General features: G+C 69.4%; 23 protein-coding genes and 2 pseudogenes. 16 read left to right on the forward strand and 9 right to left on the reverse strand.

The window, feature by feature from the left end; all coding sequences use genetic code 11:
* Positions 1-119: 119 nt before the first annotated feature.
* From RZ84_RS10560 to RZ84_RS10570, 3 genes are all read left to right on the forward strand, one after another.
* Entirely contained in the window at positions 120-1052 is a 933-nt protein-coding gene (locus RZ84_RS10560; RefSeq protein ID WP_078893674.1) for an SDR family oxidoreductase, read from the forward strand.
* 53 nt (positions 1053-1105) lie between these two features.
* Positions 1106-2023 (forward strand): PhzF family phenazine biosynthesis protein, encoded by a 918-nt coding sequence (locus tag RZ84_RS10565; RefSeq protein WP_043264109.1) that lies wholly within the window; start codon positions 1106-1108, stop codon positions 2021-2023.
* A gap of 330 nt (positions 2024-2353) precedes the next feature.
* On the forward strand, positions 2354-3358 hold the full coding sequence (locus tag RZ84_RS10570) for a trypsin-like serine peptidase (RefSeq protein ID WP_052229864.1): 1005 nt from the start codon (positions 2354-2356) through the stop codon (positions 3356-3358).
* Between the two features lie 49 nt (positions 3359-3407).
* Here the strand turns inward: RZ84_RS10570 and RZ84_RS40890 are convergent, their stop codons facing one another.
* Together RZ84_RS40890 and RZ84_RS10580 are read right to left on the reverse strand one after the other, a co-directional pair.
* On the reverse strand, positions 3408-3773 hold the full coding sequence (locus tag RZ84_RS40890; protein WP_043264110.1) for a hypothetical protein: 366 nt from the start codon (positions 3771-3773) through the stop codon (positions 3408-3410).
* A gap of 429 nt (positions 3774-4202) precedes the next feature.
* Positions 4203-4754 carry a hypothetical protein gene (locus RZ84_RS10580; RefSeq protein WP_241777647.1) on the reverse strand — a complete coding sequence of 184 codons (552 nt, stop codon included), beginning with the start codon at positions 4752-4754 and terminating at the stop codon, positions 4203-4205.
* 254 nt (positions 4755-5008) lie between these two features.
* On the opposite strand from RZ84_RS10580, the pseudogene RZ84_RS40895 reads away from it, so the two are divergent.
* A pseudogene (locus RZ84_RS40895) lies at positions 5009-5298 on the forward strand (AraC family transcriptional regulator); the annotation flags it as partial.
* A gap of 532 nt (positions 5299-5830) precedes the next feature.
* Positions 5831-6673, forward strand: coding sequence for a chitosanase (locus RZ84_RS34990; protein WP_052229866.1), 843 nt, complete (start codon positions 5831-5833; stop codon positions 6671-6673).
* 539 nt (positions 6674-7212) lie between these two features.
* Here RZ84_RS34990 and RZ84_RS42275 read toward each other — a convergent pair.
* Positions 7213-7344, reverse strand: coding sequence for a hypothetical protein (locus tag RZ84_RS42275; RefSeq protein WP_277816869.1), 132 nt, complete (start codon positions 7342-7344; stop codon positions 7213-7215).
* A 232-nt stretch (positions 7345-7576) separates the two neighbouring features.
* On the opposite strand from RZ84_RS42275, the gene RZ84_RS10595 reads away from it, so the two are divergent.
* The gene (locus RZ84_RS10595; RefSeq protein ID WP_241777648.1) at positions 7577-9724 is read left to right on the forward strand and encodes a bifunctional polysaccharide deacetylase/glycosyltransferase family 2 protein; all 2148 of its coding nucleotides are present in this window, start codon (positions 7577-7579) and stop codon (positions 9722-9724) included.
* A 494-nt stretch (positions 9725-10218) separates the two neighbouring features.
* On the opposite strand, the gene RZ84_RS38850 is transcribed toward RZ84_RS10595, so the two are convergent.
* Together RZ84_RS38850 and RZ84_RS10605 are read right to left on the reverse strand one after the other, a co-directional pair.
* Positions 10219-10542, reverse strand: coding sequence for a hypothetical protein (locus RZ84_RS38850; protein WP_157878795.1), 324 nt, complete (start codon positions 10540-10542; stop codon positions 10219-10221).
* A 15-nt stretch (positions 10543-10557) separates the two neighbouring features.
* A complete protein-coding gene (locus RZ84_RS10605; protein ID WP_043264113.1) occupies positions 10558-11283 on the reverse strand; it encodes an SDR family oxidoreductase in 726 nt (241 codons plus the stop codon).
* A gap of 104 nt (positions 11284-11387) precedes the next feature.
* On the opposite strand from RZ84_RS10605, the gene RZ84_RS10610 reads away from it, so the two are divergent.
* From RZ84_RS10610 to infA, 3 genes are all read left to right on the forward strand, one after another.
* Positions 11388-12236, forward strand: coding sequence for a LysR family transcriptional regulator (locus RZ84_RS10610; RefSeq protein ID WP_043264114.1), 849 nt, complete (start codon positions 11388-11390; stop codon positions 12234-12236).
* Positions 12237-12529: 293 nt separating this feature from the next.
* Entirely contained in the window at positions 12530-13321 is a 792-nt protein-coding gene (locus RZ84_RS10615) for a GNAT family N-acetyltransferase (protein WP_043264115.1), read from the forward strand.
* Positions 13318-13542: a translation initiation factor IF-1 gene (gene infA, locus RZ84_RS10620; protein ID WP_043264116.1), complete on the forward strand. Its 225-nt coding sequence runs from the start codon at positions 13318-13320 to the stop codon at positions 13540-13542. Before RZ84_RS10615 ends, infA begins: the two co-directional genes overlap by 4 nt.
* Before the next feature lie 105 nt (positions 13543-13647).
* Here the strand turns inward: infA and RZ84_RS40900 are convergent.
* Positions 13648-13740, reverse strand: a pseudogene (locus RZ84_RS40900) (IS5/IS1182 family transposase); the annotation flags it as partial.
* A gap of 142 nt (positions 13741-13882) precedes the next feature.
* Positions 13883-14227 (reverse strand): winged helix-turn-helix transcriptional regulator, encoded by a 345-nt coding sequence (locus RZ84_RS10625; protein WP_043264117.1) that lies wholly within the window; start codon positions 14225-14227, stop codon positions 13883-13885.
* A gap of 151 nt (positions 14228-14378) precedes the next feature.
* On the opposite strand from RZ84_RS10625, the gene RZ84_RS10630 reads away from it, so the two are divergent.
* Positions 14379-15410 (forward strand): NAD(P)H-dependent flavin oxidoreductase, encoded by a 1032-nt coding sequence (locus tag RZ84_RS10630; protein ID WP_052229867.1) that lies wholly within the window; start codon positions 14379-14381, stop codon positions 15408-15410.
* A gap of 59 nt (positions 15411-15469) precedes the next feature.
* On the opposite strand, the gene RZ84_RS10635 is transcribed toward RZ84_RS10630, so the two are convergent.
* Complete coding sequence (locus RZ84_RS10635; protein WP_043264118.1) at positions 15470-16477, reverse strand: NADP-dependent oxidoreductase; 1008 nt, start codon at positions 16475-16477, stop codon at positions 15470-15472.
* On the reverse strand, positions 16474-17031 hold the full coding sequence (locus RZ84_RS10640; protein ID WP_043264119.1) for a carboxymuconolactone decarboxylase family protein: 558 nt from the start codon (positions 17029-17031) through the stop codon (positions 16474-16476). Before RZ84_RS10640 ends, RZ84_RS10635 begins: the two co-directional genes overlap by 4 nt.
* Before the next feature lie 472 nt (positions 17032-17503).
* Between RZ84_RS10640 and RZ84_RS10645 the strand changes: the two genes are divergently transcribed.
* The 6 genes from RZ84_RS10645 (at position 17504) to RZ84_RS10670 (ending at position 26721) form a co-directional block, all read left to right on the forward strand.
* On the forward strand, positions 17504-17896 hold the full coding sequence (locus RZ84_RS10645) for a hypothetical protein (RefSeq protein WP_043264120.1): 393 nt from the start codon (positions 17504-17506) through the stop codon (positions 17894-17896).
* Positions 17897-18644: 748 nt separating this feature from the next.
* Entirely contained in the window at positions 18645-22964 is a 4320-nt protein-coding gene (locus tag RZ84_RS10650) for a golvesin C-terminal-like domain-containing protein (RefSeq protein WP_052229868.1), read from the forward strand.
* A 132-nt stretch (positions 22965-23096) separates the two neighbouring features.
* Entirely contained in the window at positions 23097-23603 is a 507-nt protein-coding gene (locus tag RZ84_RS10655; protein WP_157878796.1) for a hypothetical protein, read from the forward strand.
* A 306-nt stretch (positions 23604-23909) separates the two neighbouring features.
* Complete coding sequence (locus tag RZ84_RS10660) at positions 23910-24602, forward strand: peptidase inhibitor family I36 protein (RefSeq protein WP_043264122.1); 693 nt, start codon at positions 23910-23912, stop codon at positions 24600-24602.
* A 60-nt stretch (positions 24603-24662) separates the two neighbouring features.
* Positions 24663-25100, forward strand: coding sequence for a hypothetical protein (locus RZ84_RS10665; RefSeq protein WP_043264123.1), 438 nt, complete (start codon positions 24663-24665; stop codon positions 25098-25100).
* Between the two features lie 628 nt (positions 25101-25728).
* Positions 25729-26721, forward strand: a complete 993-nt coding sequence (locus tag RZ84_RS10670) for an FG-GAP repeat domain-containing protein (protein WP_052230457.1) — start codon at positions 25729-25731, stop codon at positions 26719-26721.
* Positions 26722-26994: the final 273 nt, after the last annotated feature.

Here is a 26994-nt window from a genome sequence, read left to right on the forward strand (position 1 = left end):
GACCACCCGCTACGGGACCACCCGCCACCGGTCCGCCCGCCACCGGGCCAACGGCGGCCGGGCCGCGGCCCGGTGGGGTGTCGCCGGGTTCGCTCCCCGTACGCCGTTACGCTGCCGCCATGGCACAGAACACAGAGCGGTCACGGGCCGCACAGGCGCCCCCGTTGGCACGGGCCGGGCAGGTGGGCGGGACGGCGACCGCGGCCCGGCCGACGCTCCCGGCGCCGTCCTCGCGGGCCGGGACACCGCAGACGGCACCGGCGCCCCAGGAGGCGCGGGCGGGCGCGGCGGCGGCCCGCAGGGTGGCCGTGGTCACCGGCGCCGGCTCCGGCATCGGGCGGGCGGTCGCCCTGGCCCTGATCGCCGCCAACTGGACCGTGGTGCTGGCCGGCCGGCGCGCGGCGGCCCTGGAAGAGACCGCCCGCCAGGTCGGGTACGCGGGCATCGACGGCCCCGCGGTCGTGCCGGTGCCCACCGACGTCACCCGGCCCCACGAGGTCGACGCCCTCTTCGCGGCCGTACGGGACCGCTTCGGCCGGCTGGACCTGCTCTTCAACAACGCGGGCATCTTCGGGCCGCCCACCCCCCTGGACGAACTCTCCTACGAGGACTGGCGGTCGGTCGTCGACGTCAACCTCAACGGCGCGTTCCTGTGCGCCCGGGCCGCGTTCCGCTTGATGAAGGCGCAGGACCCGCAGGGCGGCCGGATCATCAACAACGGCTCCCTCTCCGCCCATGTGCCCCGGCCGCACTCCCTCGCGTACACCGCCACCAAGCACGCGATGACCGGGCTGACCAAGTCACTGTCCCTGGACGGCCGTCCGTACCGGATCGCCTGCGGCCAGATCGACATCGGCAACGCGGCCACCGAGATGACCGGCCGGATGCGGACCGGCATCCTCCAGGCGAACGGCCGCACGGAGGTCGAGCCGGTGATGGACGCGGCCGATGTGGCCCGGACGGTCGTACACATGGCGGCGCTGCCGCTGGAGGCCAATGTGCAGTTCGCGACGGTGATGGCGACGAACATGCCGTACATCGGGCGGGGTTGACGGGCAGCGGGCCGCCCGGGAATAGCCGGGCGGCGGTCGGAGGTTCCCCGGCCATGACACACGACGCCACCGCCGGGGACACCGCCCGCGCCCCCGAGGTCCTCCACTACACCGCGTTCTCCACCGACCCCGAGGGCGGCAACCCGGCCGGCGTCGTGCTGGACGCCACCGGGCTGGACGACGCCGCACAGCTCGCCGTCGCGGCCGACGTCGGCTATTCGGAGACCGCGTTCCTGACCGCCCCGCCCGAGGGGCTGGGCGAGCCCGGACGGGCCTTCACCATCCGGTACTTCAGCCCGCTCGCCGAGGTCGCGTTCTGCGGCCATGCGACGGTCGCCACCGCGGTCGCCCTCGCCGAGCGCACCGGCCCCGGCGACTTCGTCTTCGCCACCCAGGCGGGCCCGGTACCGGTCACCGTCACCCGGCACGGCGACGCCCTCCAGGCCACCCTCACCAGCGTCGAACCACGCATCGCCCCGGTCGACCCGGCCGACCTCGACGAGGCGCTGGCCGCCCTGGACTGGCCCGCCGCCGACCTCGACCCGGCGCTGCCGCCCCGTATCGCCTACGCCGGGGCCCGCCACCTGGTCCTCGGCGCCGCCACCCGCGCCCGGCTCGCCGCCCTCGACTACGACTTCGACCGGCTGGCGGCCCTGATGCGCCGTCTGGACCTGACCACCCTCCAACTGGCCTGGCGGGAGAGCGACACGGTCTTCCACGTCCGCGCCCCGTTCCCCGTCGGCGGCGTCGTGGAGGACCCGGCCACCGGTGCCGCGGCAGCGGCCTTCGGCGCATACACCCGCGCCCTGGGCCTGGTCACCGCCCCGGCGACGCTGACCCTCCATCAGGGCCACGACCTCGGCCGCCCCGGCCTGCTGACCGTCGACCTGCGGTCGGGCGACCCGCGGTCACACGTCAGCGGAACGGCGACGGCGATCCCGGCGGCAGCGACCCCGGCAGCGGACGCCTGACGGACCGCGCCCGAGCAGCGGGAGGCGGAGGCCGGGGGCGGGAAGCAGGGGTGAGGCTGGGCACCCGGTCCCCCTCCCCGCTCGCGGCGGGCGCATGCCGCCCACCGCACACCCGCACCCGCACCCGCACCCGCACCCGCACCCGACGCGAGCGGAATCCCGTACGTGCCGTCGGACGGCGCGGTCACACACCCCACGCAGCGCAGCGGGCCAACATCCCGCCCGGTTGCCGATCCCTCACGCCAATTCCACACCGCGCCCCCTGCCGCCCCACCACGGCCGGTGGCAGCCTGGCAGCTCCGATCCGCCGCTACCCGATCGGAGTGACGCGTGACACGACCCCTCCCAGGCATACCGGCGATCGCCGCCGGTGCGCTGCTGGCCCTGCTGCTCCCCGCCGGCCAGGCCGGTGCGGCCACCCCGCAGCACGCCCCGCGCGCCGCCACCGCGGCGTCCCCGCTCCGCACGCCGGACGCCTTCTGGACCGCGGACCGGATGCGTTCCGCCACCCCGCTCGACCTCGCCATCTCATCACCGAAGAGCGGCAGTTCGGCCGCGGTCCCGCGCAGCGGCCCGCTGACGGTGCTGCCCACCCTCCCGCAACTCCGGCTCCCGAACGCGCCCTCGCTCCCGCCGCTCCCCTCGCTCCTCCCCGGGGTCGAGACCGGCGGCCCCTGGAACGGCCGCGGCGCGGTCACCAGGACCACCGGGCGGGTGTTCTTCACCTACCAGGGCCGTCCGGCCTCCTGCTCCGGCGACGCGGTGACCAGCGCCAACAAGAGCACCGTGCTCACCGCCGGGCACTGCGTGAAACTGGATGGCGCCTGGCACACCCACTGGGTCTTCGTCCCCGGCTACCACGACGGCAAGGCCCCGTACGGGAAGTGGGCCGCCGCCCGGACGCTCGCCACCCCCCAGTGGACGGCGAAGGAGGACCTCACCTACGACATCGGCGCCGCGGTCGTCGCCCCGCTGGGCGGCAGGAAGCTCACCGATGTCGTCGGCGGCCAGGGCCTGTCCTTCAACTCCGGCTACCACAAGCAGATGTACGCCTTCGGCTACCCGGCCGAGGCCCCCTACGACGGCAGCAAGCTCAGCTACTGCTCCGGCACCACCCTCAAGGACCCGCTGCTGTCCAAGGACCACGGGCTGCCCTGCAACATGACCGGCGGCGCCAGCGGCGGCCCCTGGTTCACCTCGTTCGACGCGCACACCGGCACCGGCCTGCAATCCTCGGTCAACAGCTTCGGCTACCGATTCCTGCCCAACACCATGTTCGGCCCGTACTTCGGCGCCGACGCCAAGAACCTCTACACCAAGGCCCAGACATCCTGACCGGCGGGCCGTGAGCGGGCCGCGGCCCCGCGGCCCGCTCGCCCGCCGCTCACTCCCTCACCGCCACCGCGCACGCGGTGTCCGGCCGGTCGCAGCCCGACGACGGCCCACCGCGCCCCAGTTCACCGGACGGCTGGACAACGGTCGTCCCGCCCTCCCGCGGCCCCGCCCCGAAGGTGTCGTCCCGCCACCCCAGCAGCGCCGAGGCCACCACCACGATCAGCACCATCACCGCGAACACCAGCAACGGCCGGGCGCGCCGGGCCAGTTGGCGCACCCGCCCGGTCCGCCGCGACGCCGTCCCGTACGCCGTGCGGGGCCCCGGAACCGTCCGCGCCGCCCCCGTACGCGGCACCCCCAGCGCGCGTCCGAGCCGCCTCTTCCAATACACCAACCGGTAGTAGAGCTTCAGCACCGCGGTGCCCCCTCGTGCGACAACCCAGGAAAGGCACGAGGGTACTGGCCCCCCGGCCGGCACGGCCCCCGCGCACGGCAACGTATGGTACGACTCTCGCCGGCCGGGCCATCATTCCGGGGATACCCGGCAACAGTTCCGACATATCCGGTAAGCGCGGATGATTCCCCACCCCTCCCCCACCCCACCACAACTCCACCCCCCACAACGCCAGTTTCCACGCGACGCCCGCCGCACCACCACTGGCCCCGCCCCACCCCAACCACGCCCCCTGCCGGTGAAACCCGAAGCACCACCGACGCCCAAAGCACCACCGAAGCCGAAGCACCACCGAAAACCGAAACGCACACCGCACACGGAAACGGCCCCGCACGCCCCCGGAACGGACGGGAGCGGAGCGGGGCCGGAACGTGCACGCGTCGCCGGACGTCAGCCCAGGCCAGGCAGACCCTTCACGCTGTCCGTGGACGGCAGGCCCTTGGTGGACAGCCCCTTCGTCGGCAGCCCCTTGGTGGACAGCGCCTTGCCCGGCAGGCCCTTGGTCGGCAGCGCCTTGGTGGGCAGTTCACCGGTGGCCAGGCCGTCGGTGGCGAGCCCATCGGTGGCCAGCTTGTCGGTGGGCAGCCCGCCGAGCAGGGTGCCGCCCTCCGTGGCCGCCTGCGCGGTCTCGCCCAGCAGCCCGGAGGACGCGCCGGTGGCGGTACCGAGAGCCTCGGTCGCCGACGGCGCCACCTCCCCCACGGCCGCACCCGACGCCTTGCTCACCTCGGGAACCGCCTTGTTGACGACCTTGCCCCCGGCCTCTCCCGCGAGATTCGTCGCCGTCTGCCCGGCCCCGCCCAACTGGTCGCCGACACCGTCGACATTGGTCAGCCCGCCCACATCAGGGGTCTTCGGCAAGTCCGCGGCCTGCGCTCCGGCAGCCGACCCCAGCGTCATCGCGGCGGCGGCCATACCCACTGCCGTAAGAACTCGTCGCATCAAGGACTCCTTGAGAGAGGGAGATGTGCTTGTGTGATGAGAACGATGAGCTGCCCGACCGGACACGCCCCGCAGGCGCTCCACGGGGCGCGAAGCGGAACAGGGGGCGGACCGACCACCCCGTACGCCGGGGCCCGCGCCCTGATCCCACAACCGCCGCCGCCCACCGCCCCGGACAGCGAACCCGCAGCTCAGACCGCCCGTTCCCGTCCCTGCCCGCATCACCGCCACCCGCTCCCCTCTAGGTTCCCGCCATGCACACGGTCGCCGCCCTCGCGCTCAACCACGCGATCCCGGTGGACCTGTCCACCCCCATCGAGGTCTTCGACCGCGTCCTCGCCCGCGCCCGGGCTGCCCGACGGGGCGCCCCGGCCACCGGATCCGCGTCTGCACCCAGCAACCGGCGCTCGACACCGGCGCGTTCACACGGCGCGCACCATGGCGCCTGGACTGCCTCCAGGACGCGGACACCGTCACCGGCACCGCCGCCCCCACCGCTCCCCCCGCACCGGCCGTACGCACCGCCCTGCGCCGGGCCGCCGCGGGCTCATCCGCCGCGCCCAGCACCTCCTCGAAACCACCGGACACTCCGTCGAACACATCGGCACCAGGCCGGCTTCGGCTCCCCAACCGCCTTCCGCGACCGCTTCCAACACACCACCGGCGTCAGCCCCCCGGCACCTACCACTACCCCCACGCCTACCGCTACCGCCGCACCTTCACCCCGCCGACCAACCAACTGGATCACCGACTCGCACCCGCCGCCCACCGAACGTTGCCTGGAATGTCCGTGGGGGGCCGCTTTGCTTCACCGCTGCCTGGTGGAACTTGCGGCGCGGACGATGTGGGCTCCTGGCCGTCGTGGCGCGTTGGCCGGGCCCGACCGGCAAAAACCCAGCACGCTAAGGTCCCCGGGAAGACCCAGGGCAAGAAGAAGCAACAAGAAGAAGCAAGCGGTAATTGATCAAGCCTGCTGCTCGCGGTTCCCCGCGAGCAGCAGGCTCTTCAGTGAGCTGGCGCAGTCAGCTAGGAACAGGCCGGAGCGGTTCGTGGAGTTGACCAGAATACGTCGCACCATGCTCGTCGTCCTCGGTGCGGTGCTCACCGTGGGTGGCTGCACGTCCGGTACGGCCGACAGGGCCGGCGGTACGGCCGGTGCTCCGGCGACGCCCGTGGCGGGAGCGGCGGGTGCGGCGGCGACCGTGATGATGGATGACATCACCGCGGTGTTCGAGAACGGTGCCACCGTTCCGCAGTACGCCTACATCACCGATCTGCACGACGGTTGTGGCTACACGGCGGGGTGGATCGGGTTCTGCAGCCAGAGCGGCGACATGCTCGGGTTGGTGAAGTCGTACAACGCCGCCGCACCCCACAACGTGCTCGCGAAGTACACCACCGTCCTTCAGCGACTGGCCGACTCGGGAAGCGAGGACACCGGCGCGCTGGGCGGGGCGTTCGTGCGCGACTGGAAGAAGGCCGCCCTGGACCCGGCCTTCCGGAGGCTGCAGATCCAGGTGGGACACGACACGTACCTCACCCCGGCCAGGAAGCTGGGCGCGCAGGAGGGGGTGAAGAGCGAACTGGGTCTGGAGAACCTCTTCGACACCGCCCTGATGATGGGCCAGGGTGCCGACGACTGCGACGGCATGGTGAAGATCGCCCATGAGACCGACAAGGCGCTCGGGGGCAACCCGGCCTCCGGCGTGAACGAGGCGACGTGGCTGGCCCGGTTCAACACCGTCCGCCGGAAGCACATGAAGCACCCCTGCACTCCCGACCGCGGGAGCGACTGGCCGCAGGCGGTCGACCGGTCGCGGGCTCTGCAGGAGCTCGCGGACCGCGGCGAGTGGGATCTGAAGGCTCCGCTGACCGTGAGCGCCGACTTCAAAAGGACCATCAGCAGGCCGCAGGACTGACACACTTCGCGCTACCCACCGCGCCGACCCGTTCATCAGCTTTGCTGACTCTTTTCGCGGGCTTAACGACTTCTCTACCGCCCGCACATTCTCAGCCACTAGTGTCCGGATCTTGTGCAGACCATTCCGGAGGGCCAGGCGCCCGCCGGGGACGAAGTGACGCCTGAAGCGTCCGCGTCTCCCAATATTCCCTCTCAGGGGCCTACCTCTCAGGGGCCTACCGCGGCCGGTTCCCCGGCCGAGCCCACCGGTGACACACTGCGTCTAGGTGCCAGACCGATACGGCGCCTCACCCCCAAACCCATCTTCGTCGACGCCTCGGGAGGCCGCCGCAGACGGCTGCGCATCCTGGTGGCCGCGTTGGTGACCCCGGCAGTGGCCTACGTCGCCCTGCTTGCCAGCACCCTCCTGGGCGGCCCGACTTTGCCGGCGCTGCTGCCGCACCCCTTGCGGCCGAAGCCGCACGGGGGCGCCGTCGCCGCGCACGAGACGCCCCGGGCCCGGACCTCCCCGACGGCCGCGGCCACCGCCCAGCGGCATCACAGCCCAGGCCGGGCGGCGACGGTGCCGAAGGCCGGCGGCGCGTCCGGCAAGGCGAAGTCGCCCTCGACGGCGAAACCGTCCCCGGCCGCGAAACCGTCACCGAGGCCGAAGCCGTCCGGGAGCCACAAGCCGCCCCCCGGCCAAAAGCCGTCCCCGCACCCGAAGCACACGCCGACCCCGACCGCGACGCCCTCCGTCCTGCCCACCCACGGCGCGCTCTGACTCAGCTGACGATCCGCCAGGAACCTCTGGGCCCCTGGGCGGCGCCCGCAGCCCACCGCCTCCGCGCAGCCCTTCCTCGGCACCTCCCTGGCAGGCCGATCAGTTCCAGAACGCATCGTTCATCCAGAAATCACCGATGTGAGCCCTTCTCCCCAGCGTGGCCGTACCGCCCGCGAAACGCCGGTGCGCACCCACTGGGTGCTGCTGGTGACCATGGTGCTGACCCTTACCCTCACACTGCTCATCGAGGGTTACACGCAGCACATGTTCGGCTTCCAGGACGACGGCGGGAACCCTCCGCAGGGACCCGTCGACCAGGTGCCGCCCTCGGTCGAGAACGGCGGCCCGGTGATCTCGGCAAGCGGATCCGCACCGGTCTCGCTCGCCCCACCGGCGCACACCGTGGTGCTCACCTTCGACGACGGCCCGGACCCGACCTGGACCCCCAAGGTCCTGGCGACGCTGGAACGGCACCACGTGCCCGCGACCTTCTTCCTCGTGGGCACCGGCGTGGCCACACACCCCGAGCTGGCCGCGCGGATGGCGAAGGATCACGACGAACTCGGCCTGCACAGCTTCACCCACCCCTATCTGCCCAGCCTGCCCGGCTGGCAGCGCACGATGGAGATGCGCGAGGACCAGCTCGCGGTGGCCGGCGCCGCGGGTGTCACCAGCAACCTCTTCCGCCCGCCGTACTCGTCCAGCGCCGACGCGGTGGGCAACGCCGACTGGGGCACGATGCGACAGCTCGGCAAGCTGGGCTATCTGACCGTGCTCGTCACCCAGGACAGCGAGGACTGGCAGAAGCCGGGCGTGGCGAAGATCGTCCACAACGCCACCCCTCCCGGGTCCACCGGCCAGGTGGTCCTCTTCCACGACGCCGGCGGTGATCGCGCACAGACCGTGGCCGCGCTGGACACGCTGATCCCGCGCCTCCAGGCACGCGGCTACCGCTTCCAGACGGTCAGCCAGGCCTTCCACATCACCGACGCCAACCGCCCGGCCTCCACCGGCGAGCACCTGCTCGGCGTCGGACTGCTGTGGCTGCTCAAGGGGGCGCTGTGGGGTCTCAACGGACTCGACATGCTGCTGCTCGTCGCCGGACTGCTGGGCATCCTGCGCGCGGTGATCTCCATGATCGCCGCGGCCAGGCATCGGCGGCAGGCCAGGAAGGCGTGGGGAGCGCCGGTCACCGAACCGGTGTCGGTGATCGTGCCGGCCTACAACGAGTCGGCCGGCATCGAGGCGACCGTCCGTTCCCTGATCGCATCCGACCACCCGGTCGAGATCATCGTCGTGGACGACGGCTCCAGCGACGGCACCGCCGACATCGTCGAGGCGCTCGGCCTGCCGGGCGTACGCGTGATCCGCCAGCGGAACGCGGGCAAGCCCGCCGCGCTCAACACCGGGATCGCCGCCGCTTCGTACGAGATCGTGGTGATGATGGACGGCGACACGGTCTTCGAGCCGGACGCGGTCCGCCATCTGGTGCAGCCCTTCTCCGACCCGCAGATCGGAGCGGTCTCCGGCAACGCCAAGGTCGTCAACCGGCGTGGCCTGCTGGGCCGTTGGCAGCACATCGAGTACGTCGTCGGCTTCAACCTGGACCGGCGGCTCTTCGACCTGGCCCGGTGCATGCCCACGGTGCCGGGCGCGATCGGCGCCTGGCGCCGGACCGCGCTGATGCGCGTCGGCGGTGTGTCCGAGGCGACACTCGCCGAGGACACCGACCTCACCATGGCGATCTGGCGTGCCGGCTGGCGCGTGGTCTACGAGGAGAAGGCCATCGCCTGGACCGAGGCTCCGGCTTCGCTCGGCGCCCTGTGGCGGCAGCGTTACCGCTGGTGCTACGGGACCCTGCAGGCGATGTGGAAGCACCGCGGCGCCGTCCGCCAGAGTGGCGCAGCCGGCACGTTCGGCCGCCGCGGGCTGCTCTTCCTGCTGCTTTTCCAGGTACTGCTGCCGCTGTTCGCGCCCTTGGTCGACGTGCTGAGCGTGTACGGGCTGATCTTCCTCGACCCCGTCCACGTACTGCTGCTGTGGAGCTCGTTCCTGCTCATCCAGGTCGTCACCGGGGCCTATGCGTTCCGCCTGGACGGCGAACGGTTCGGACCGCTGTGGAGCCTGCCGTTCCAGCAGCTCGTCTACCGCCAGCTGATGTACCTCGTGGTGGTCCAGTCGGTGGCCACGGCGCTGTCCGGCAGCCGCCTGCGCTGGCAACGCATGGAACGCTACGGCTCCCACCAGGAACCACCACTGTCACCGGCAACGGGGGCACGGGGCTGACGGGCAAGGGCCCCGGATCCGGCGGGCGGATTCCCGGGGCCTTGCCGTTGAGCGCGGTCAGCCGCCAAGTACCGTCTCCACGAGGCCGCGACGCGCTCCAGGCAGCCGGTGCCGACCGGATACGACATGGCCGGCACCCGGTACATCCGGTTCCACGACTACCGGAAGCCCGGACGGCGCCCGTTCGACGGGAAGATCACCTCGTCCATGGTGGGCCGGGCGGTGGTGTGGTCCCTGCTGTTCAAAGCGATCCCGCTGCGCTTCATGCCCCTGAAAATGCTGCGCGATGCTCGCGAACACCTGGGCGAGACGGACTACAGCGTTCCCCAACTCCACTACGCATCCATGCAGTTCGGCGCACCCCAGCGCCAGGATGACGGCCGAGATCCTCGCCGGGGATACCGGTACGCCGCCACGTCATGGTGGACGTGCACGGGGGCTACGGGCCCGCTCTTTCGTACGCCGTTTTCCCATCAGTGGCGCCCTTGGTGCCGTCAAGAGGCGTTCTTCACCAGACCGGACAGCATGTAGCTGACGACCTGGGAGGCCTCACGGCCGACCTGTTCGTAGTCGTCTGCGAGCGCCAGGGATGTTGCCGCCTCGCACAGCGTCCCAAAGATCACCGTGCCGGCCATTTTGATCGAGGCCGCGACGAACTCGGCTGTCGTCGGCCCACGCCAGCGGGGGCGGCGACAGCCACTCAACGTCGCGCCGGTGCTCGGCGGACCAGCGGTTGACGCCATCGCCGATGTAGCCGGAGACGCCGTGTTTGCGGGCCGTCGACCCCCTGTGGTCAATGGTGCGTCGATGTCCTTCACCCACTGACGTTCGGCTCACCAAGGCACCTCCCCTGCGTCGTCGAAGAAGCTGCCGGTCGGGCCGTCGTCGGGCAGGGTCGCGAGTCGGATCGCGATCGCCGCGCCCTGCTGCGGGGTGCGGACGCCGCGAAATCCGTTGAGGTCGGTCGCGCAGAAGCCGGGGCAGGCAGCGTTGATCAGGATGTTCGTGTCGCGCAGCTCCTTGGCGTACTGGACGGTGACGGCGTTGAGGAACGTCTTCGACGGCGCGTAGGCGACGGCGATCGGGCCCGTTTCGGCGCCGGGAGTGGTCTGCAGGGTGAGTGAGCCCACGCTGCTGGACATATTCACGATCCGCGGCGACGCCGAGCGGCGCAGCAGCGGCAGCATCGCGTTGGTGACGCGGATGACGCCGATCACGTTGGTCTCCACGGCCGCCCGCACCGTCGCGACATCGACCGTGGTGGGCATCTGCGGCACGCTGCCGGTTATCCCGGCGTTGTTGACCAGCACGTCGAGGCGTCCCGCGCGGTCCGCGATCAGCTCGGCGGCGGCGGTCACGCTCGCGCCGTCGGTCACGTCGAGCGGTACGCCGAACGCGTCGACCCCGGCCACCCGCAGCTTCGCCACGGCGGCCTCGCGATGCTCCTCGTTCCGGGCGCCGACGCCGACGCTCCAGCCGAGGGCGCCCAGACCGGCCGCGATCTCGTACCCGATGCCCTTGTTCGCGCCGGTCACCAGCGCAATCGTCTGTTCAGTCATGCCACTGATCCTGTCCGGGCCCAGCGGGAGTTGGCCAACACCGATTCGGTGGGCAGCGATACCCCACGGGTATCGATCCCGGTTGTGGCAGGTAGTCTGCTGTCGTGGAGACGCGTGAGTTGCGGTACTTCGTCGCCGTCGCCGAGGAGTTGCACTTCGGGAGGGCCGCGCAGCGGCTCGGGATCGCGCAGCCCCCGCTGTCGCGGGCGATCCGCCAGCTAGAGCGGCGCCTGGGGGCGACGCTGCTGGAACGCACCAGCCGCGCAGTCACCCTGACCGAGGCCGGGGCGGTGCTCCTGCGGGAGGCCCGGGCGGCGCTGGACGCGGTCGAGGCCGCCGAGCGTCGCACCCGCCGCGCCGCCCGCGCCGCGACCGGCCACGCCGGCGTGGTCCTGGCCACGAAGGCCGGCGCGTCCGGCGAACTGCTGGCGAAACTGCTCGACACCTACGCCGCCGAACCCGATGCGGTCACCGTCGATCTGCTCCTGTGCGGGATCGGCGAGCAGGAACGGCTGCTGCGTGACGGCCGGGCCGACGTGGCTCTGCTGCACCGGCCGTTCGACACCACGGCCGGCTTCGACACCGAGGAACTCCGCACGGAGAGACAGGTCGTGGTGCTGCCGGCCGGGCATCCCCTCACCGGACGAACTCATGTGCAGATGGCCGAAGTCACCGATCTGCCCGGCCTGCCGATGCCGCGGTGGCCCGGCCGAGACGGCACGTACCCGGACGGCCCCGGACCGCAGGCTCGCGACCATGCGCAGTTGCTCCAGCTGATCGCGCTCGGCCGCGCCTGCTGGATCGCTCCGGAGTCGTGCCGAACCCGACTACGCGACGATCTCGCCGCCGTGCCGGTTCTGGACGCACCGACGGTCACGACGGTCATCGCATGGCCACCGCACAGCCGGTCCCGAGCCGTCGCCGGCCTCGTCCGGGTCGCGACACGTCTCTGAAAGCCCGCCAAACGATCACGGGCGGGTCCCCTCTCGTTGGCTTGCAGCCTCATCCGCCCGGACGCGCCTCAAGAAGACCGGATCGTGATCGCGTTACGAGCTCGGAGAAAAGGGTTTGAGCGAGGCGCCGCCCGCCGCTACTTTCGTGGTGGACCGTGAAGTGCGTCGTATGGAGGTGAGCCCCGTGAACACAGTTACCCATGGGTGCTCCCTCAACCCGTCACGGTCCGGCGGCTGACGTTCGGTGTCGCCAGGAGCGCCGGAGATCGAGGCACTCCTGGAAGGAGACTCCGATGAACACGAAGCCTTTCACATCTGGCCTGAGCGAGAACGCGGCGATGATCACGCGCGTAGCGGACGGGCAATGGCATGCACTGGATGACGACCTGGTGGTCGGCTGCGGGTATGCGGAGCACCGGCCCGACGGACGCTTGTTCGTCAGCATCGACGCCTGGCACGACGCCACCTTCGACCGGCTCGCCGAGGCGATGTCGGCGGAACTGCCGGCGCCGCTGTACACGGTGGTCGACGAAGCCGACGTCGAGCTGACGGCCGGCTGGCGGCGGGCCGGTTTCACGATCCGGCGCCGCGAGTGGGAGTACGTCGTGCCGACCGACCCGCGGGTCACAGGGCTCGAAGCAGTCCTGCCGCCTTCGGGCGTGACGATCGTGCCCGCCGGTCAGGCGGACGAGAGTCCGCTGCGGGCGGTGGACCGCGCGATCCGTGATGAAGTCGAGGCGACGGTCGGGTGGCGGTCGATGCCCGCGGAGGTGATTCCCCGCCCCGAAGGCGACACCATCGTCGACCCGTCGAAGTACGCGGTGGCCGCGGCGCCGGACCGCTACCTGGGCCTGATCCGGGTGGTGACGGTGAACCGGCCGCGCATCGGGCTGGTCGCGGTCCGGGCCGGCGAGCAGCGCCGCGGCATCGCTCGGGCGCTGCTGACCCACGCGCTGGGGACACTGCACCGCACCGGGTTCACCACGGCCTGGGCCGAAGTCCACGAGTCCAACCCAGCAGCCTCGGCGCTGTTCGAGGGCATCGGCGCCCGGCCGGTGAGCAGCAACCTGGAGCTGGTGCGATGACGAAGAACAAGAACGTCATCGAAGTCGAGGGCAAGGTCGTCGAGTGCCTGCGCAGCGCCATGTTCACCGTGGAGCTCGAGAACGGCCACCAGGTGCTCGCGCACGTCAGCGGGAAGATCCGCAAGAACTACATCAAGATCTACCTGGAGGACCGGGTGCTGGTGGAGCTCCCGCCGTACGACCTGACGCGCGGCCGGATCGTGTTCCGGTACCGGAACTAGCGGCGGCCGGCACCTTCCGCGATAGCTGATCCCGGGGCCCCGGTCACGGCGTTTCCGTGACCGGGGCCCCGATGACGGCTGGCACGGCCGCGGCGGCCATCGCTCCAGCCACCGCCAGCAGGTCTGGCCCGAGCCGAACCCCCGCTCCAGGGGCAGTAGTTGGCAGGCGATGTCGTTGTGCAGCACGTACGGGATGCCCTGTGGGCACAGGCAGAACGAGGCTCCGGACCGATGACCGGTCCGGAGCCTCGCCGACGGGTGGTCTCAGTGTCGGGCGCCGTCTGCCCTGAACCTCACGTAGCGCCGATTCGCCCGATCAGGCCCCACAGGGTCGTATCGATCAGTCGCGGCCTGCGGTGTCGGGGCGCGAAGCCGGATTCGGCAGGCCGGTCGCCGGTGTGTCCGCCGGTCCGGTCTCCAGCACCGCGGCCCAGTGGTCGGCCCAGTGGACGAGTGGGCGAAGCGCCTGGTATGCCTCTCGCCCCAGCGGGGTGAGCTCATAGCGGCTGTCGGGTAGTTGGCGCACCACGAAGGCGTCCTGCAGTTCGGTCAGGCGCTGCCGCATCACGCTGGAGGACATGTCGTCGCACCGCTTCTGCAGGGGGCGAAATCCGAGGGGGCCGTCGCGCAGTTCCCACAGGATGCGCAGACTCCACCGGCGTCCGAACAGATCGAGTGCGGCCATGAGGGGGCGACCGGTGGTCGAGCCTCGAACGGGCTTGCCGGGTCTTGGTGTTGCCATGGCGCGGTGTCCGACTCTCTCCCTGCCTGATGCTTCGGATTTCGGTACGCTACCATCAGCAATCCGCTTCGGAAATCGAAACGAGGAGGCTGCCGTGGCCACTGCCCTGACGACCCAGGTATGCCGGACACTGGGGATCTCGACGCCGATCGTCCAAGCACCGATCGGATCGGCCGCCACCGCGGAGTTGGCCGCCGCCGTGAGCCGGGCCGGCGGCCTGGGGACGCTCGCACTGACCTGGGTCACGCCCCAGGAGGCCGCCCGTCGCATCCGCAGCACGCGACGGCTCACCGACCGCCCCTTCGGGGTGAACCTGGTCCTGGACTTTCCGGTCGACCACGTCCTGTCGGCGTGCCTGGACGAAGGCGTGCCGGTCCTTTCCACGTTCTGGGGTGACCCGGCCTCCGTGCACGAGCGGGTGCACGCCGCGGGTGCGCTGCATCTGCACACCGTCGGAAGCACCGAGGAAGCGCGCCGCGCGGTCGACGCCGGTGTCGACGTGATCGTCGCCCAAGGGTGGGAGGCCGGCGGCCACGTACGGGGGCAGGTCGCAACGATGGCGCTGGTGCCCGCGGTGGTCGACGCGGTGCACCCTGTCCCGGTGATCGCCGCCGGCGGCATCGGGGACGGGCGCGGCCTGGCCGCCGCGCTCGCTCTGGGTGCGCAGGCCGGGTGGCTCGGCACCCGGTTCCTGAACGCTCTCGAAGCGAACACGCACGAGACCTACCGCGCGCGCGTGCAACGCGCAACCGAGTCGGACACGGTGTACACCCGTTGTTTCGACGGCGGTTGGCCCGACGCGCCGCACCGTGCGCTGCGCAATCCCACCATCACCGCCTGGGAACGCGCGGGGCGGCCGGGAAGTCCGCACCGTCCCGGCGAGGGAGAGGTGGTGGCGACCACCCCCGACGGCCGCAGCCACCTGCGCTACGACGACATGATCCCCACCGCGGACGCATCCGGTGATCTCGACGCGATGGCCCTGTACGCGGGGCAGATCACCGGGCTCGTCACGCGCCCCGCGTCGGCTGCGGACATCGTCACAACGATCGCGGCACAGGCCGCCGGCATTCTCGGCAGCGGGTTGCCGGGCCCGTGCCACGAGGGCCGGTCGACGGCGAACTGACCGGCGCTGGGCGCGACTTGGCGAGTCGATGGTCCGCCCGGTGCCGGACCGACCGGCGATCAGATACGGACCACGGCCTTCCCGGTGTTGCGGCCCTCCAGCAGGCCGAGGAAGGCATCCACCGCGCGGGTGATGCCGTCCTCGACGGTCTCGCGAAAACGGAGCTTTCCCTGAGCCAGCCAGGAACCCGTCTCGCGGGCGAAGTGCGGGTGGAGTCGCATGTGGTCACCGACCTCGAAGCCGCGGAGTGTGAGGCGCTTCTTCACCAGCTCGACCATGTTGCGCGGTCCTGGCGGCGGTTCGCTGAGATGGTATCCGGAGATCGCTCCGCAGAGCGCGGCCCGGCCGTCCACGTTCAGGACGTCTATGGCGGCCTCCAGGTGGTCGCCTCCCACGTTGTCGAAGTACACCTCGATACCGCCCGGCGCGGCCCGCGCGAGCAGATCGCGCACGTCGCCGTCCTTGTAGTTGAAAGCGGCGGTGAACCCGAGTTCACCGACCAGGTAGTCCACCTTCTCCTTGGATCCGGCGCTGCCGATCACCGCCTTCGCCCCGAGGAGCCGGGCGATCTGACCGGCCAGGCTCCCCACCGCCCCGGCCGCGCCGGAGACGAACACCGTCTCGCCTTCGCGTACCTTCGCGATCTCGGTCAGCCCGACGTAGGCGCTCAGTCCAGGCATCCCCAGCACACCGAGGAATGCCGAGTCCGGAACACCCGCCACGCGGTTCAGCCGGGTGAGACGCTCGGCAGGGGCGACCGCGCCGGTGCGCCATCCGAGGTCGCTGAGCACCAGGTCGCCGGGGGCCAGACCCGCCGCCCGTGACTCCACCACCTCGCCGACGGCCCCGCCCGTCATGGGCCGGCCCAACGCGTAGACCGGCACGCCGGGTTGTGGGGGACCCATCAGCACCCGCATATAAGGATCCACCGAAAGGAAGTGATTGCGCATCAGCACCTCGCCCATGGCAGGCGTCTCCAACGTCCGTTCCACGAGGCGGAAGTCCGTCGGAAGCGGTTTCGCCACCGGTCGTGCCACCAGATGCCACTCCTGCACGGTGCCCTTCATGCCGGAAAGGGGGCGGCCCAGGGCTCTTCCTCCAGGAGGAGTCCGTTGGCCAGGTAGCTGATGGTCCGGTACCAGCCGGCCAACACGAGGAATTCCAGTAGCTGGGCGTCTTGGTAGTGGTCGCACAGGGCGTTCCAGGCCGGCCGCGACAGCCGCGCCGTGTCGTGCAGCTCGTCGACCGCGCCCAGCAGCGCCACGTGGCGTGGTGTCCACGGGGCGTTGGCCGTGGGGTCCGCCTCGGTGGTCGCCCTCAGCTGTTCCGGGCCGAGTTCGACCTGGTGGGCGAAGGTCGCGGCGTGCACGCCCCATTCATAGGCGCAGCCGGTGCGCGCCGTTACCCGAGCGATGACGATCTCGCGGTCGACGGAGGGGAGGAGCCCGTGGCCCAGCAGCCCGGCGCCGACGGCGAACATGCGTGAAGCCAGGTCCGGGTGGCGGTGCAGCACGCGGAACAGTTTGAGCGGCTCGTGCGCCACGCCGGGGGGCATCCACCGGCCCAGTGCCTGCTCGACCTCGCGGGGATACGGCGGGTCGAGCGGATCGATACGCGCCATGCCGCACTCCCTACTGCTTCGGTTACAGAAGCAGCACTATGCTGCTTCGATAACCGAAGCGCAAGGGTGGGTGAGTCCCAGGGCTGCGGATTCTGCGCGAGCGCCAGCAGGCGAGAAGCCGCCCCCTCAACCGAAAACCATCCATCCGTCCCGTTTGTTCTTGATCCGTTACGGGTTCGTGTTCACCCGCCACACAACCGTGACGAGCCACATAAGGGAACAATCAATATCCGCGCCATAAGTGATCTATTTACCCAATTGCCCGGTTGGGTGCTGTGACTGATTCGCCTACGGTCGTGCTCGCTTGGCTGGCCGCCGAGCCCCACGGAGTCCGATAGCCAAGGGAGAAGCCGCCGCCATGGCAGACGAGTTGGTGCGCTGGAAGCGTTGCTGGAATGAGGCTTCGGGACGACGTGCCGGAGGCCATCGCCGCCCGCGTGCCGCCGTCTCTCGCGACGGGAATACCGCGGTGATGAAACGCGTCCTGCCAATTGCCTTTCTGGCTGCCACGGTTGCGCTCACAGGTTGTGATGTCATCGCCGACGCCCGTCCATCGGGACCGCCGACCGCCACCACGACTCCCACACGGAACGGCACGGAACTGGCCGACCGCTACCGCAAGGCCGGGGGAGACTCCGACGTCTACGGCATCCACTACGCGAAGAACAACAAGGACGTCCTTGTGCTGAGCGTGTGGACCCACAAGAAGGCCCGCTACGAGAACGTCGACGACTTCGCCAACAAGCTGGCGTCCTTCCTGATCCGGGACGGCGTCAGCATCACCCGGGGCTACGTACTCAACGTGTACGGACCTGATGGAACCCGTCTGCACAACCTGGACACCACTCCGGAGCACAACCCTTGATCCCCAAGCACGTGACCAGAGCTCTGCCGGCCGCTGCTTCTGCCGGCACCTGCCTGTTCACTGCCGGCCCGGATGCAATGGCTGATCAGCCGACCGCCGAACCTTCCACAACAGCGACTGACAACTCCAACTTCACCCGCCTCCCGTACCCGGGCGGCGGGAACCGGAACGACAAGGTCGACAACTTCCAAGTCTTCCGCTCGTGTACTGCGTACGCATGATGCGAGGCGCTCGCACAGCGGCAAGGTGTGCCAGCGCCCTCAGGCACAAAGGTGCTGTCCGGAGCAGCAACACGTGAACAGTCCACGAGCCGCGGCTCGCTGACTCGGCGAACGCCTTCGGACGTGCCCCTGCCGCAGCCGCAGAGGGCTGGTTCGCCACCGCGGCCACCGCTCGCCGAACCGCTTCCCCCCTACCGGTCGCCGGCCCACGTAACCGGCCTGGGACACCTCCTGCCTCCCCCATCCAAGGCGCTCCGCAGCAGATACCGCCCCGACCTGCCGCCCGTATCGCCGCTTGCTGAAAGCTCCCCTCGCGTTGCAGCCACCTGCCCACGGACCACCGCGCCCGCACATCACCGCGGTGCGCTCTCGCCTGACGTCGTTGCGGTGTGCCCGGCCACCGCCGGGGCTCGCCTGCTCCGCCACACGTGTACGACGCGGCTCTTGGCCGCGACGACGAAGGACACCACTTGAGACACCGTTTCACCAGATTGCGGGCTCCTGTCGCAGCCGCGGCAGCCACCGCTGTGTTCACTTCACTGCTGCAGACGGCCACTTGGGCGGCTGACAGCGCACCCACCGGGAGTCCCGGGCCGGACCGTCCCTCGGTCGTCCGTAACGCCGACCGCGACGCGGTACTCGGCAAGGACTGGCACACGTCCCAGGACCGCGCCTGGACGACCAGCGCCGACGCGCAGGGCTTCCACCTGCTGGTCGCCGACCAGAAGGACGCCTACAACTGGCACACCACCGCCACGCTACGAGAGCCCGGCTTCGACGCCGACATGTGGATCGGCAACGCCTGTGTGACCGGGTCAGGCAAGCGTGCCGTGGTCGCCTATGCACCTCGCACCTTCACCAACAACCCGGAGCTGATGGCCCGCGGCGCGTTCACCGCCGTCGTCGACCTCGACTCCGGCGACGTGAAGAAGCTGAACCGGCAGGCCTCACTTGCCTACTTCAGCCCCGGGTGCGGCACCGGCGAGACGGCGGTGTTCACCCAGGCGGGAGGCGAGGACAAGAACGCCACCCGCCTCATCGAGGTCGACGCCGCGACCGCGACCACGCGCACGCCCATCGAACTGGAAGGACAGATCACCTCCGCGGTGCCGGTCGGCAAGGACATCGTCGCCGCCGACGCCAACCGGCTGGTGAAGATCACCACTTCCGGCCGGCGCAGCACCCTCGCCCACACCGAGCAGATCCCCTTCCAGCTCAAGGCGGATGCCGAGGGCGGTGTGGTCTACATGGACCGCCCCAAGCCGAAGACAGGGCTGCCGCCCATGCTCCGCTCGGCGGCCCCGGCCCCGGCCCCGGCTCCGACGGCCGGTGAGGCCCAGGGCGAGGTGCGGCGGGTCAGCACGCAGGACATCACCGCCGCCGACGCCAAGAAGACCAAGTCCGCGGTGCTGGCCCACGGCCCACTGACGAAGATGGACCTCTCCAGCAGTGCGAACGGCACGGTGTTCATCACCGGCGAGACCCGTTCCGGGCAGACATTGCCCGCACCCGTCAAGCGCCGTACGGATGTTCCCAAGGAATCCGTTGCCTCCACACATGGCAAGGCACTGGTGACGAAGACCGCATGGTCGGACGGCAAGGACTCCCGGACAGCCCCGCAGGAGGCCGCGGCCCCCCGTCCGACCGATGTGGACCTGAAGGTCCTCGACACCGGCAGGCAGGCCGCGTTCCGGGTCACCCCCGAGGAGCACGGCACCAAGGGGGCCGACCGCTCACCGGCCCTGCCCGCACCCACAGACACGAACAACAGCGGCGCCAAGCAGGCGGCCTTCCGCGCCACCGCGGTTTCCGGATCCCCGGACGACACCGCCGAGCCACAACGCCACTGCTCCGTGCCCCGCAACGACCCCCGCAAGCAGGCCATGCAGCCCAAGCCGCGGCAGGTCGAGTGGGCGGTGGACCAGGCCATCACCAACAACCTCAACAAGCACATCTCACGCCCGGCGAACTGGAAGAACCTGGGCATGGGCGCCTACCGGCCGCAAAGCCTGTTCCCACTGCTCCAACTGTCCGGCGGCGGACGCATTCCCGCGCAGGTGATGCTCGGCGTCACCGCCCAGGAATCCAACATGTGGCAGGCATCCCGCGTCGTCGTCCCCGGCGTGACCGGCAACCCGCTCGTCGGCAACTTCTACGGCATCAAGTACGCCGCCAACGGCCGGCAGAACGACCCGTGGGGCATCAACTGGGACAAGGCCGACTGCGGTTACGGCATCACCCAGATCACCGACGGCATGCGCGCCCGGGGCAAGGAGAAGCCCGAAGAGGGCCGGCTGACCACACTGCAGCAGCAGGCCGCGGCACTGGACTACACCGCCAACATCGCCGCCGGCGTCAACATCCTGGCCGACAAGTGGAACGTGACCCACAAGGACGGCCTGACCGTGAACGGCGGCAACCCGAAGTACCTGGAGAGCTGGTTCTTCGCCCTGTGGGCCTACAACTCCGGCTACTACCCCAAGGCGGAGGCCGGCAAGAATGGCGGCAAGTGGGGTGTCGGTTTCACCAACAACCCCGCCAACCCATTGTGGAAGGCCAACCGGCTTCCGTTCCTGGAAAGCGCGAGCGGCGGAGACAGCTACCAGGACGCCGCCCACCCACAGGACTGGCCCTACCAGGAAAAGGTCCTGGGCTGGGCCGCACGCCCGCTGGAAGCGCTGGAGTCCCCCGGCACCATGGTGCACGGCTTCCGTGCCGCCTGGTGGACCAGCAACCCCGCGCGCACCGCGGTCAAACCGCCGGAGAACCTGTTCTGCACCAAGGACAACGAGTGCGACCCCAGCAAGATCGGACCGGACGACAAGAACGAACCGGGCCTGGGCGCCTGCACCCGCGGCGACCTGAAATGCTGGTGGAACAAACCCGTCAAATGGAAGGACTGCAACAAGGGCGGCTGCGGCAACGAACTGCTCCGGTTCAACGACACCTACAAGGAAGAGGCCGACGGCACCGCCTACCCGCCCAACTGCACCACCAAGGGCCTTCCCGGCAATGCCCTGGTCGTCGATGACGTACCGGACCACACCCCGACAGCCCGCCCCGGCTGCTCCCAGCCCAAGAAGAACAGCGGCACCTTCCGACTCGGCTTCGCCACCGACTCCGCCAGGATCGACTTCCAGCAACTGGGCGGCGGATACGGCGGACACTTCTGGTTCGCCCACACCCGCAAGAACGACGCACAGGGCCGCCGCATGAAGGTCACCGGCACCTGGAACTTCAACAAGAAGGTCACCGGCCCGGCCAAGGTCCTCGTCCACCTGCCCGATCACGGCGCACACACCACCTCCGCCACATACGAGATCGACACCGCCAAGGGCAAACGCACCCGCACCGTCAACCAGAAGAAGCGGGGCGGCCAAGGCAAGAACCGCTGGATCAGCGTCGGCGCGTTCCTCTTCGACGGCAACCCAAAGGTCACCCTCACCACCATCACCCCGCGGGGCACCGGCGACCAGGACATCGCCTTCGACGCCGTCGCCATCGCCCCCATCAAGGGGAAGTTCGTGGACCGTACCTTCGACGCCGTGTCGATCTTCGATCCCAACCAGGAAACCAACACGGACATGCCCTGGTTGCTGGACACCCCGCTGCGCACCATGTCGACGCTGTACGACTGGGCGATTGGGCTCACCGACGGCGGCAAGGTCTGGGACAACCCCAAGGAGACGCAAAGCGGCATCCTGCGGCTGCCGAAGTGCACCACTGCCAAGGGCGATTGCGTGATGCCCGAGACCCACGCCGCAGCCAAGCGGTGGCGGGACGATGTGGTGGCGGGCGGTCGCACCCCTGCGGGCGGCGGTGCACCGCCGAAGATGTCACAGGCGATCTGGATGGCCATGGCCAACCCACGCCCCAACCCGTCCGTCGATCCACGCAAAGCCTTCGCCAGCAAACACGACTACAAACTGAAGACGCACCTGGACGTCAACTTCGTCGCCGATGACGACGGAAAGATCATCGACGGGTCCCAGGAAATCAAAACCAATCAGCTCGTCGGGGACGCCCATATCGCGCCCTTCGTACGCGAATTCATGCACGCCGTCCAGAAGGACTACGGCATCGCCCCTCCTGACGTCCGATTCGACGAGATCGACGCCAACGTCCACTCGGGACGCAAGACAAAGGTCGACCCGATCGGCACCGGCAACGTTCCGGGCCAGGCATATATCTCGAATGCCCGCGCGCCTGAGATCATCGAGAACGGCCGATGCGTGGACGCCCGCAGTGTCATGGGTGGTGTGCACGGATTCCGCGCCATGATCGCCGAACCGTCTGTCGACAAGAACGTCTCGGCATGGGTGGACAAGCTCAAGGGCGACAGTCGCGTCCCTGCCGAAGTGAGCCGAATGGCGGGCGATATCTACAGCATGTTCTTCAGGTACCGCGGCCTCAGCAATGTTGCGGGTTCGCAGATCGGTAATGCCCCGCCCATCTGGCAGAACATCAGCATGGCGTTCTGTGCGGACGGCTCGGTGCGCTCCACGCAGAAAGCCGACGGCGTCGACACCGCGCCGAAGCGCGCGCTGGTCTACAGCAGCTTCATGCCGGACCTGTGGCTCTACCTCGATGGAAAGGTCGTCGACAACGAGGGTAGGCCCGCCAAGGGACCGGTCCACCGAGGCGACTGGAAGAACTTCTCCAACGTCCCGGAAGTCGGCCCCGTGGGCAGGAATGCCTTCGGCGTCTGCGACATTGCGACGCGCGGACGTGGTGGCAACCCATGGGCGATGAAGCCTCCCGTTCCCGGTATCGGTGACCCCCCGTCGAAGCGCCCCGGAGCTGGAATATACTGCGATAACCGCGCAAAGGAGGACGTGTTCGACTAGCAGAACACTGTCCTGAGCGAAGGGCAGTGAGTATCCGGGTGTTGCGGTGCCCGACTCCTCGGGCGCCGCAACACCCGAGCACCTTTGGTGGGTCAAACGACAGGATGAGCAGTGAGATTGCCCTTCTCATGGTTGACGACGCTGATTGTGGCTACTGTTTTCGCTGCTGCCGCAATCCCGCTGTGGAACAGCCAAGAGCACGCCGCCAGAGTCGCAGTGGTTTTCGCGGGACCGATGGTCATCGCCGCGTTGTGCACTTGGTCTTACGCAACACGGCTGCACCAAGCGAAGAGAAAGGGAGGCATGCCGGTCACCCTTTCCGCCTTCCTCCTTTTCCTCCTCATCGTGTCCTGGGGCATAGGCATACCCGCCTCGCTCTTCATGGCACCGTTCGCCGCACTGGCAGGAGCAACTTCCCTTGCCATCGGCTGGCTTGCGCACACTCTTGTTCTCAAGGGGCACTGGGCCGGCGTGCTTCTGCACATGTCACAGGCCGCTGTCGGTGCGGCGGTCTCCTTGTGGCGGCCGGTCGATGACGGCTTCTGGAACCTGGTGCTGGGCGTATGCCTCGGCTTCCTCGTGCTCTTGCCGACAGGTTTCGCCTGGTCCCGACGCGGTGACACCCACAAGGTGGTGTGACCCGTCGGGGAGAGGGCCAACCGGTTGTCCCGACGGCGGCGATCGGCGGTGGAGCCCAGGTCCGCCGCCCGCAGCTGCACCGGCCCGGACGACTGGCCCACGGGGAAGTTACCGAGCCGTTGCTTCTTGCCGTGCAACCATGCCGAACCCCACATGACTTGTGCGCCATTTGTCCCATTTGAAGCGAAATTCCCCCTAGAAGTACCCATGGACAGGCAATAGATTCCTTTTGCGCATGCCGCATTTAGGCAATGCGGCTCTCTTCGTTGGCCCGTCCAACGCGCCACGCCGCAGGAAGGATTCTCCGTGCAGATACGCACCCGTACCACCATGGCCGCTGCTGCCGTCGCCCTCGCCGCAACCGGCCTTTTCGCCACGCCTGTCTTCGCCGACAACGCCGCTCCCGAGAAGCCCGAGGCCGTCCCGGGCACGCTCACTCCCGAGGAAGAAGCCCGGGTCCACAGGGAAGTGGGCAACGCGCAAAAGGTCGACATGTACTACCACGGAAAGAAGATCGACTCTTCCTCCGACGACCTCGGCGGTGCGCAGGTGTGTGCAGAGGTGTCGGAGGACGGCACCATGGAGTGCTTTGACAGTTCGCAGGAGGCCAACTCCTACCTCGCCCGGCAGGCCCCCTCGGAGCAAGCCAGGCAGGGTGCCAGGGCTGCGGCCACCACGTACAAGTACGAGGACTGCCCCAGTTCCTGGGTGTGCCTGTGGCAGGACGCCAACTTCTCGGGTCGACGCCTTCAGTGGCCCACCTACCCCCAGGCGAAGACCCGTCACTTGGACCAGTACAGTCCCAGCTTCCGTGACAAGGCATCCTCCGCATACGTCAACCGGCCGCAGCGTGGTGTGACCCTCTACGACTTCCGCACCGGCATGCCCGACCCCCACCTCTACCTCGGCGCCGGATACACCATGTACCCGAACTTCAAGAAGATCTCCTACGCTTACGGCGGCAACTGGAACGACAAGGCAGACGCCATCAAGTTCTGACCTCGCACGTACCCCGACTGACTCCCGGGGTATGGCCCGTTTGCCAAGGAGAAGTACCGGATGCACACATGGTCGACACGGTCCGCGGTCCTCGCCCTCGGCGCATGTCTCGCCATCGGCCTCACCAGCGGCTGCGAGTGGACGGACACCACCGCCCAAGGCACCCCTGCCGAGCAGTCCTCCCTGCCGCCCGATGGCGACCAGGCGCGATCGAAGAAGAACGCCGACGACTTCCGCGCCTGGGTCAACTCCCATGGAACCGCACAGCAGAAGGAAGCGGTATCCCATGTGGCCCGCATCATCGGTGACTGGGACGACAAGACCGGAAACGCATACGTCTCCACCGACATCAACGGGGGTACGAAGCCGGTGCAGGACGGCATGGCCACCGCTCGCTCCGTCGCCGCCGCCTTCGACAACTGGCAGGACTCGCAACGGGGTTATGTTTCGGTGTACGACGTATTCGGCAATTCCCTGATCGTCAATCACACGTTCTGAAGAGGCGGTTCGGCTCCCACTTCGCCTCGACGGCGGGGCACGCCCTGCCATCGGCATCGTCACGGTCGCGCGCTCCGCTCCGTCAGAGGACAGCGGCGCCGACCCGCTCACGGCCGCGGTGGCTTCCCTCCCTGGGGGAGGCCACCGGACTCTCGGCCCTACGACCTGCCCCCGCCGTCCCGGCGCCCGGCACGGCCGGTAGCGGAACCCCGCTGCCGCCTGGCGAAGCGCAGGCCCTGAACCGGCGCGATGCCGAACCCCGGACGGGCTCGGCGCCCTCCCGCACCCTGGCTTACCAGCATCACTCCGACCGTGGCCGCGGAACCGCGCACCCTCCCCACGCGACAGCCGTGGCACAGCCTTTCCCGGGCCCCGAAACTCCCCACGAACTGGTAACGCAGAGGGCGCGTCCGTGAATTGACTGCCCATCAAGAGAGCTGAAGCAGCCCCTCTCCTGCAAGGCCCCGAGATATCACTTCAAAACGGCACCGGCGGCCCGAGCTTTAGCAGACTGACGGGCCGGCGACTCGGTTGATGCGCGATTTGCCCAGTAAAGATTAAGTCAATAACATGCAATCCTGCCTTATGGGGCATGACGCAACCAATGTCCAACTAAATGGAGAAGTACGTGGGTTTCCGTTCCGGCCGTAAGCGTGGCCGCGCACTCGCCAAGATCGCCACCGCGGCGCTCGCCGCGACCCTGCTGGGTGCGACCGAGGGAACCGCAGTCGCCGACAGCCCCGACCCCGTTCCGGCCCCTCTGCAGAACATCCAGCCCCGGACGCTGAAGCTGACCGTCCCCTGGGCGGCCAAGGGCAAGGCCCCGAACGCGCCCGAGAGTCGCATGGCGACGCCCGCGCTCACCGCCCCGGGCGCGGTGAGCTCCCCGACCTTCCACTTCTCGGGCGTGACGCGCGGCGGTGACCTCTACCAGCAGATGCCGAACGGCACCGGGTTCGACCCGCGCACGCGCGTGGCGCCCGGCTGGGGCATCTTCAAGGCCGCACAGAACGTCGACCGCGACAAGGACGGTTTCGCCGACGGGCTCTACACCTGGGACACCGACGGCAACCTGCGCTTCACGTCCCCGAAGAACGAGTTCGAGACCGAGACCCGTCTGATCGGCGGGGGCTGGAACATCTACGACAAGGTCCTCTCCCCCGGTGACCTCGGTGGCAACACGGAGTCCGACATCATGGCCATCGACAAGGCGGGCGTGATGTATGTCTACCTCGCCCACTCCGACGGCCGGCTGACCGGACGCACCGCGATCGGGGGTGGCTGGGGCCAGTACACCCAGATCGCCGGCCAGGGCGACCTCACCGGTGACGGCAAGGCCGACATCGTCGCTCGCGACAAGTCGGGGGTCCTGTGGCTGTACAAGGGCACCGGAAACTGGAAGGCCCCGTTCGAGCCCCGTCAGAAGATCGGCGGCGGCTGGAACAGGTACGACTCCTTGCTGTCCACCGGTGATGTGGACGGCGACGGCAACGCCGACCTGCTGGCCCGTACCCCCAGCGGCGACCTGATGCTGTACAAGGGCAACGGCAACACCCCGGACCCGTACGACAACCCGGTCAAGATCGGCTGGAGTTACGACATCTACCGGCTGATGTTCTGACGCCGCACCGCTTCCTCGGTCAACGCAGGGGCCGCGCTCCCCCGAGGAGTACGACCCCTGCGCCCGCCCCCCGGGTCGACTGCGGCGTGCGCTCGCCGCGGGCCATACTTACCTAAACAGACATTTACTGATACCTCCCGCCATCAACGGGCATAGCGCAGCAGGGGATTCGACCAGTCATGACCGTGGAGGCCGGGCCCGTACGCCCTGCTTCGGGCACCGTCCAGGAGCGGTCGGGCATGTCCCGCCCCGTTCCTGACTGTGGGGGCAGGC

The sequence above is a fragment of the Streptomyces sp. CT34 genome, assembly GCF_000805335.1.
Taxonomy (GTDB): domain Bacteria; phylum Actinomycetota; class Actinomycetes; order Streptomycetales; family Streptomycetaceae; genus Streptomyces.

Bases quoted from the DNA above. Each gene is read 5' to 3' on its own strand.
- RZ84_RS34990 (WP_052229866.1), top strand. From the start codon at position 5,831: ATGCTCGTCGTCCTCGGTGCGGTGCTCACCGTGGGTGGCTGCACGTCC.
- RZ84_RS10615 (WP_043264115.1), top strand. From the start codon at position 12,530: ATGAACACGAAGCCTTTCACATCTGGCCTGAGCGAGAACGCGGCGATG.
- RZ84_RS10625 (WP_043264117.1), bottom strand. From the start codon at position 14,227: ATGGCCGCACTCGATCTGTTCGGACGCCGGTGGAGTCTGCGCATCCTG.
- RZ84_RS10565 (WP_043264109.1), top strand. From the start codon at position 1,106: ATGACACACGACGCCACCGCCGGGGACACCGCCCGCGCCCCCGAGGTC.
- RZ84_RS10580 (WP_241777647.1), bottom strand. From the start codon at position 4,754: ATGCGACGAGTTCTTACGGCAGTGGGTATGGCCGCCGCCGCGATGACG.
- RZ84_RS10560 (WP_078893674.1), top strand. From the start codon at position 120: ATGGCACAGAACACAGAGCGGTCACGGGCCGCACAGGCGCCCCCGTTG.
- RZ84_RS10605 (WP_043264113.1), bottom strand. From the start codon at position 11,283: ATGACTGAACAGACGATTGCGCTGGTGACCGGCGCGAACAAGGGCATC.
- infA (WP_043264116.1), top strand. From the start codon at position 13,318: ATGACGAAGAACAAGAACGTCATCGAAGTCGAGGGCAAGGTCGTCGAG.
- RZ84_RS10665 (WP_043264123.1), top strand. From the start codon at position 24,663: ATGCACACATGGTCGACACGGTCCGCGGTCCTCGCCCTCGGCGCATGT.
- RZ84_RS10645 (WP_043264120.1), top strand. From the start codon at position 17,504: ATGAAACGCGTCCTGCCAATTGCCTTTCTGGCTGCCACGGTTGCGCTC.
- RZ84_RS10640 (WP_043264119.1), bottom strand. From the start codon at position 17,031: ATGGCGCGTATCGATCCGCTCGACCCGCCGTATCCCCGCGAGGTCGAG.
- RZ84_RS10635 (WP_043264118.1), bottom strand. From the start codon at position 16,477: ATGAAGGGCACCGTGCAGGAGTGGCATCTGGTGGCACGACCGGTGGCG.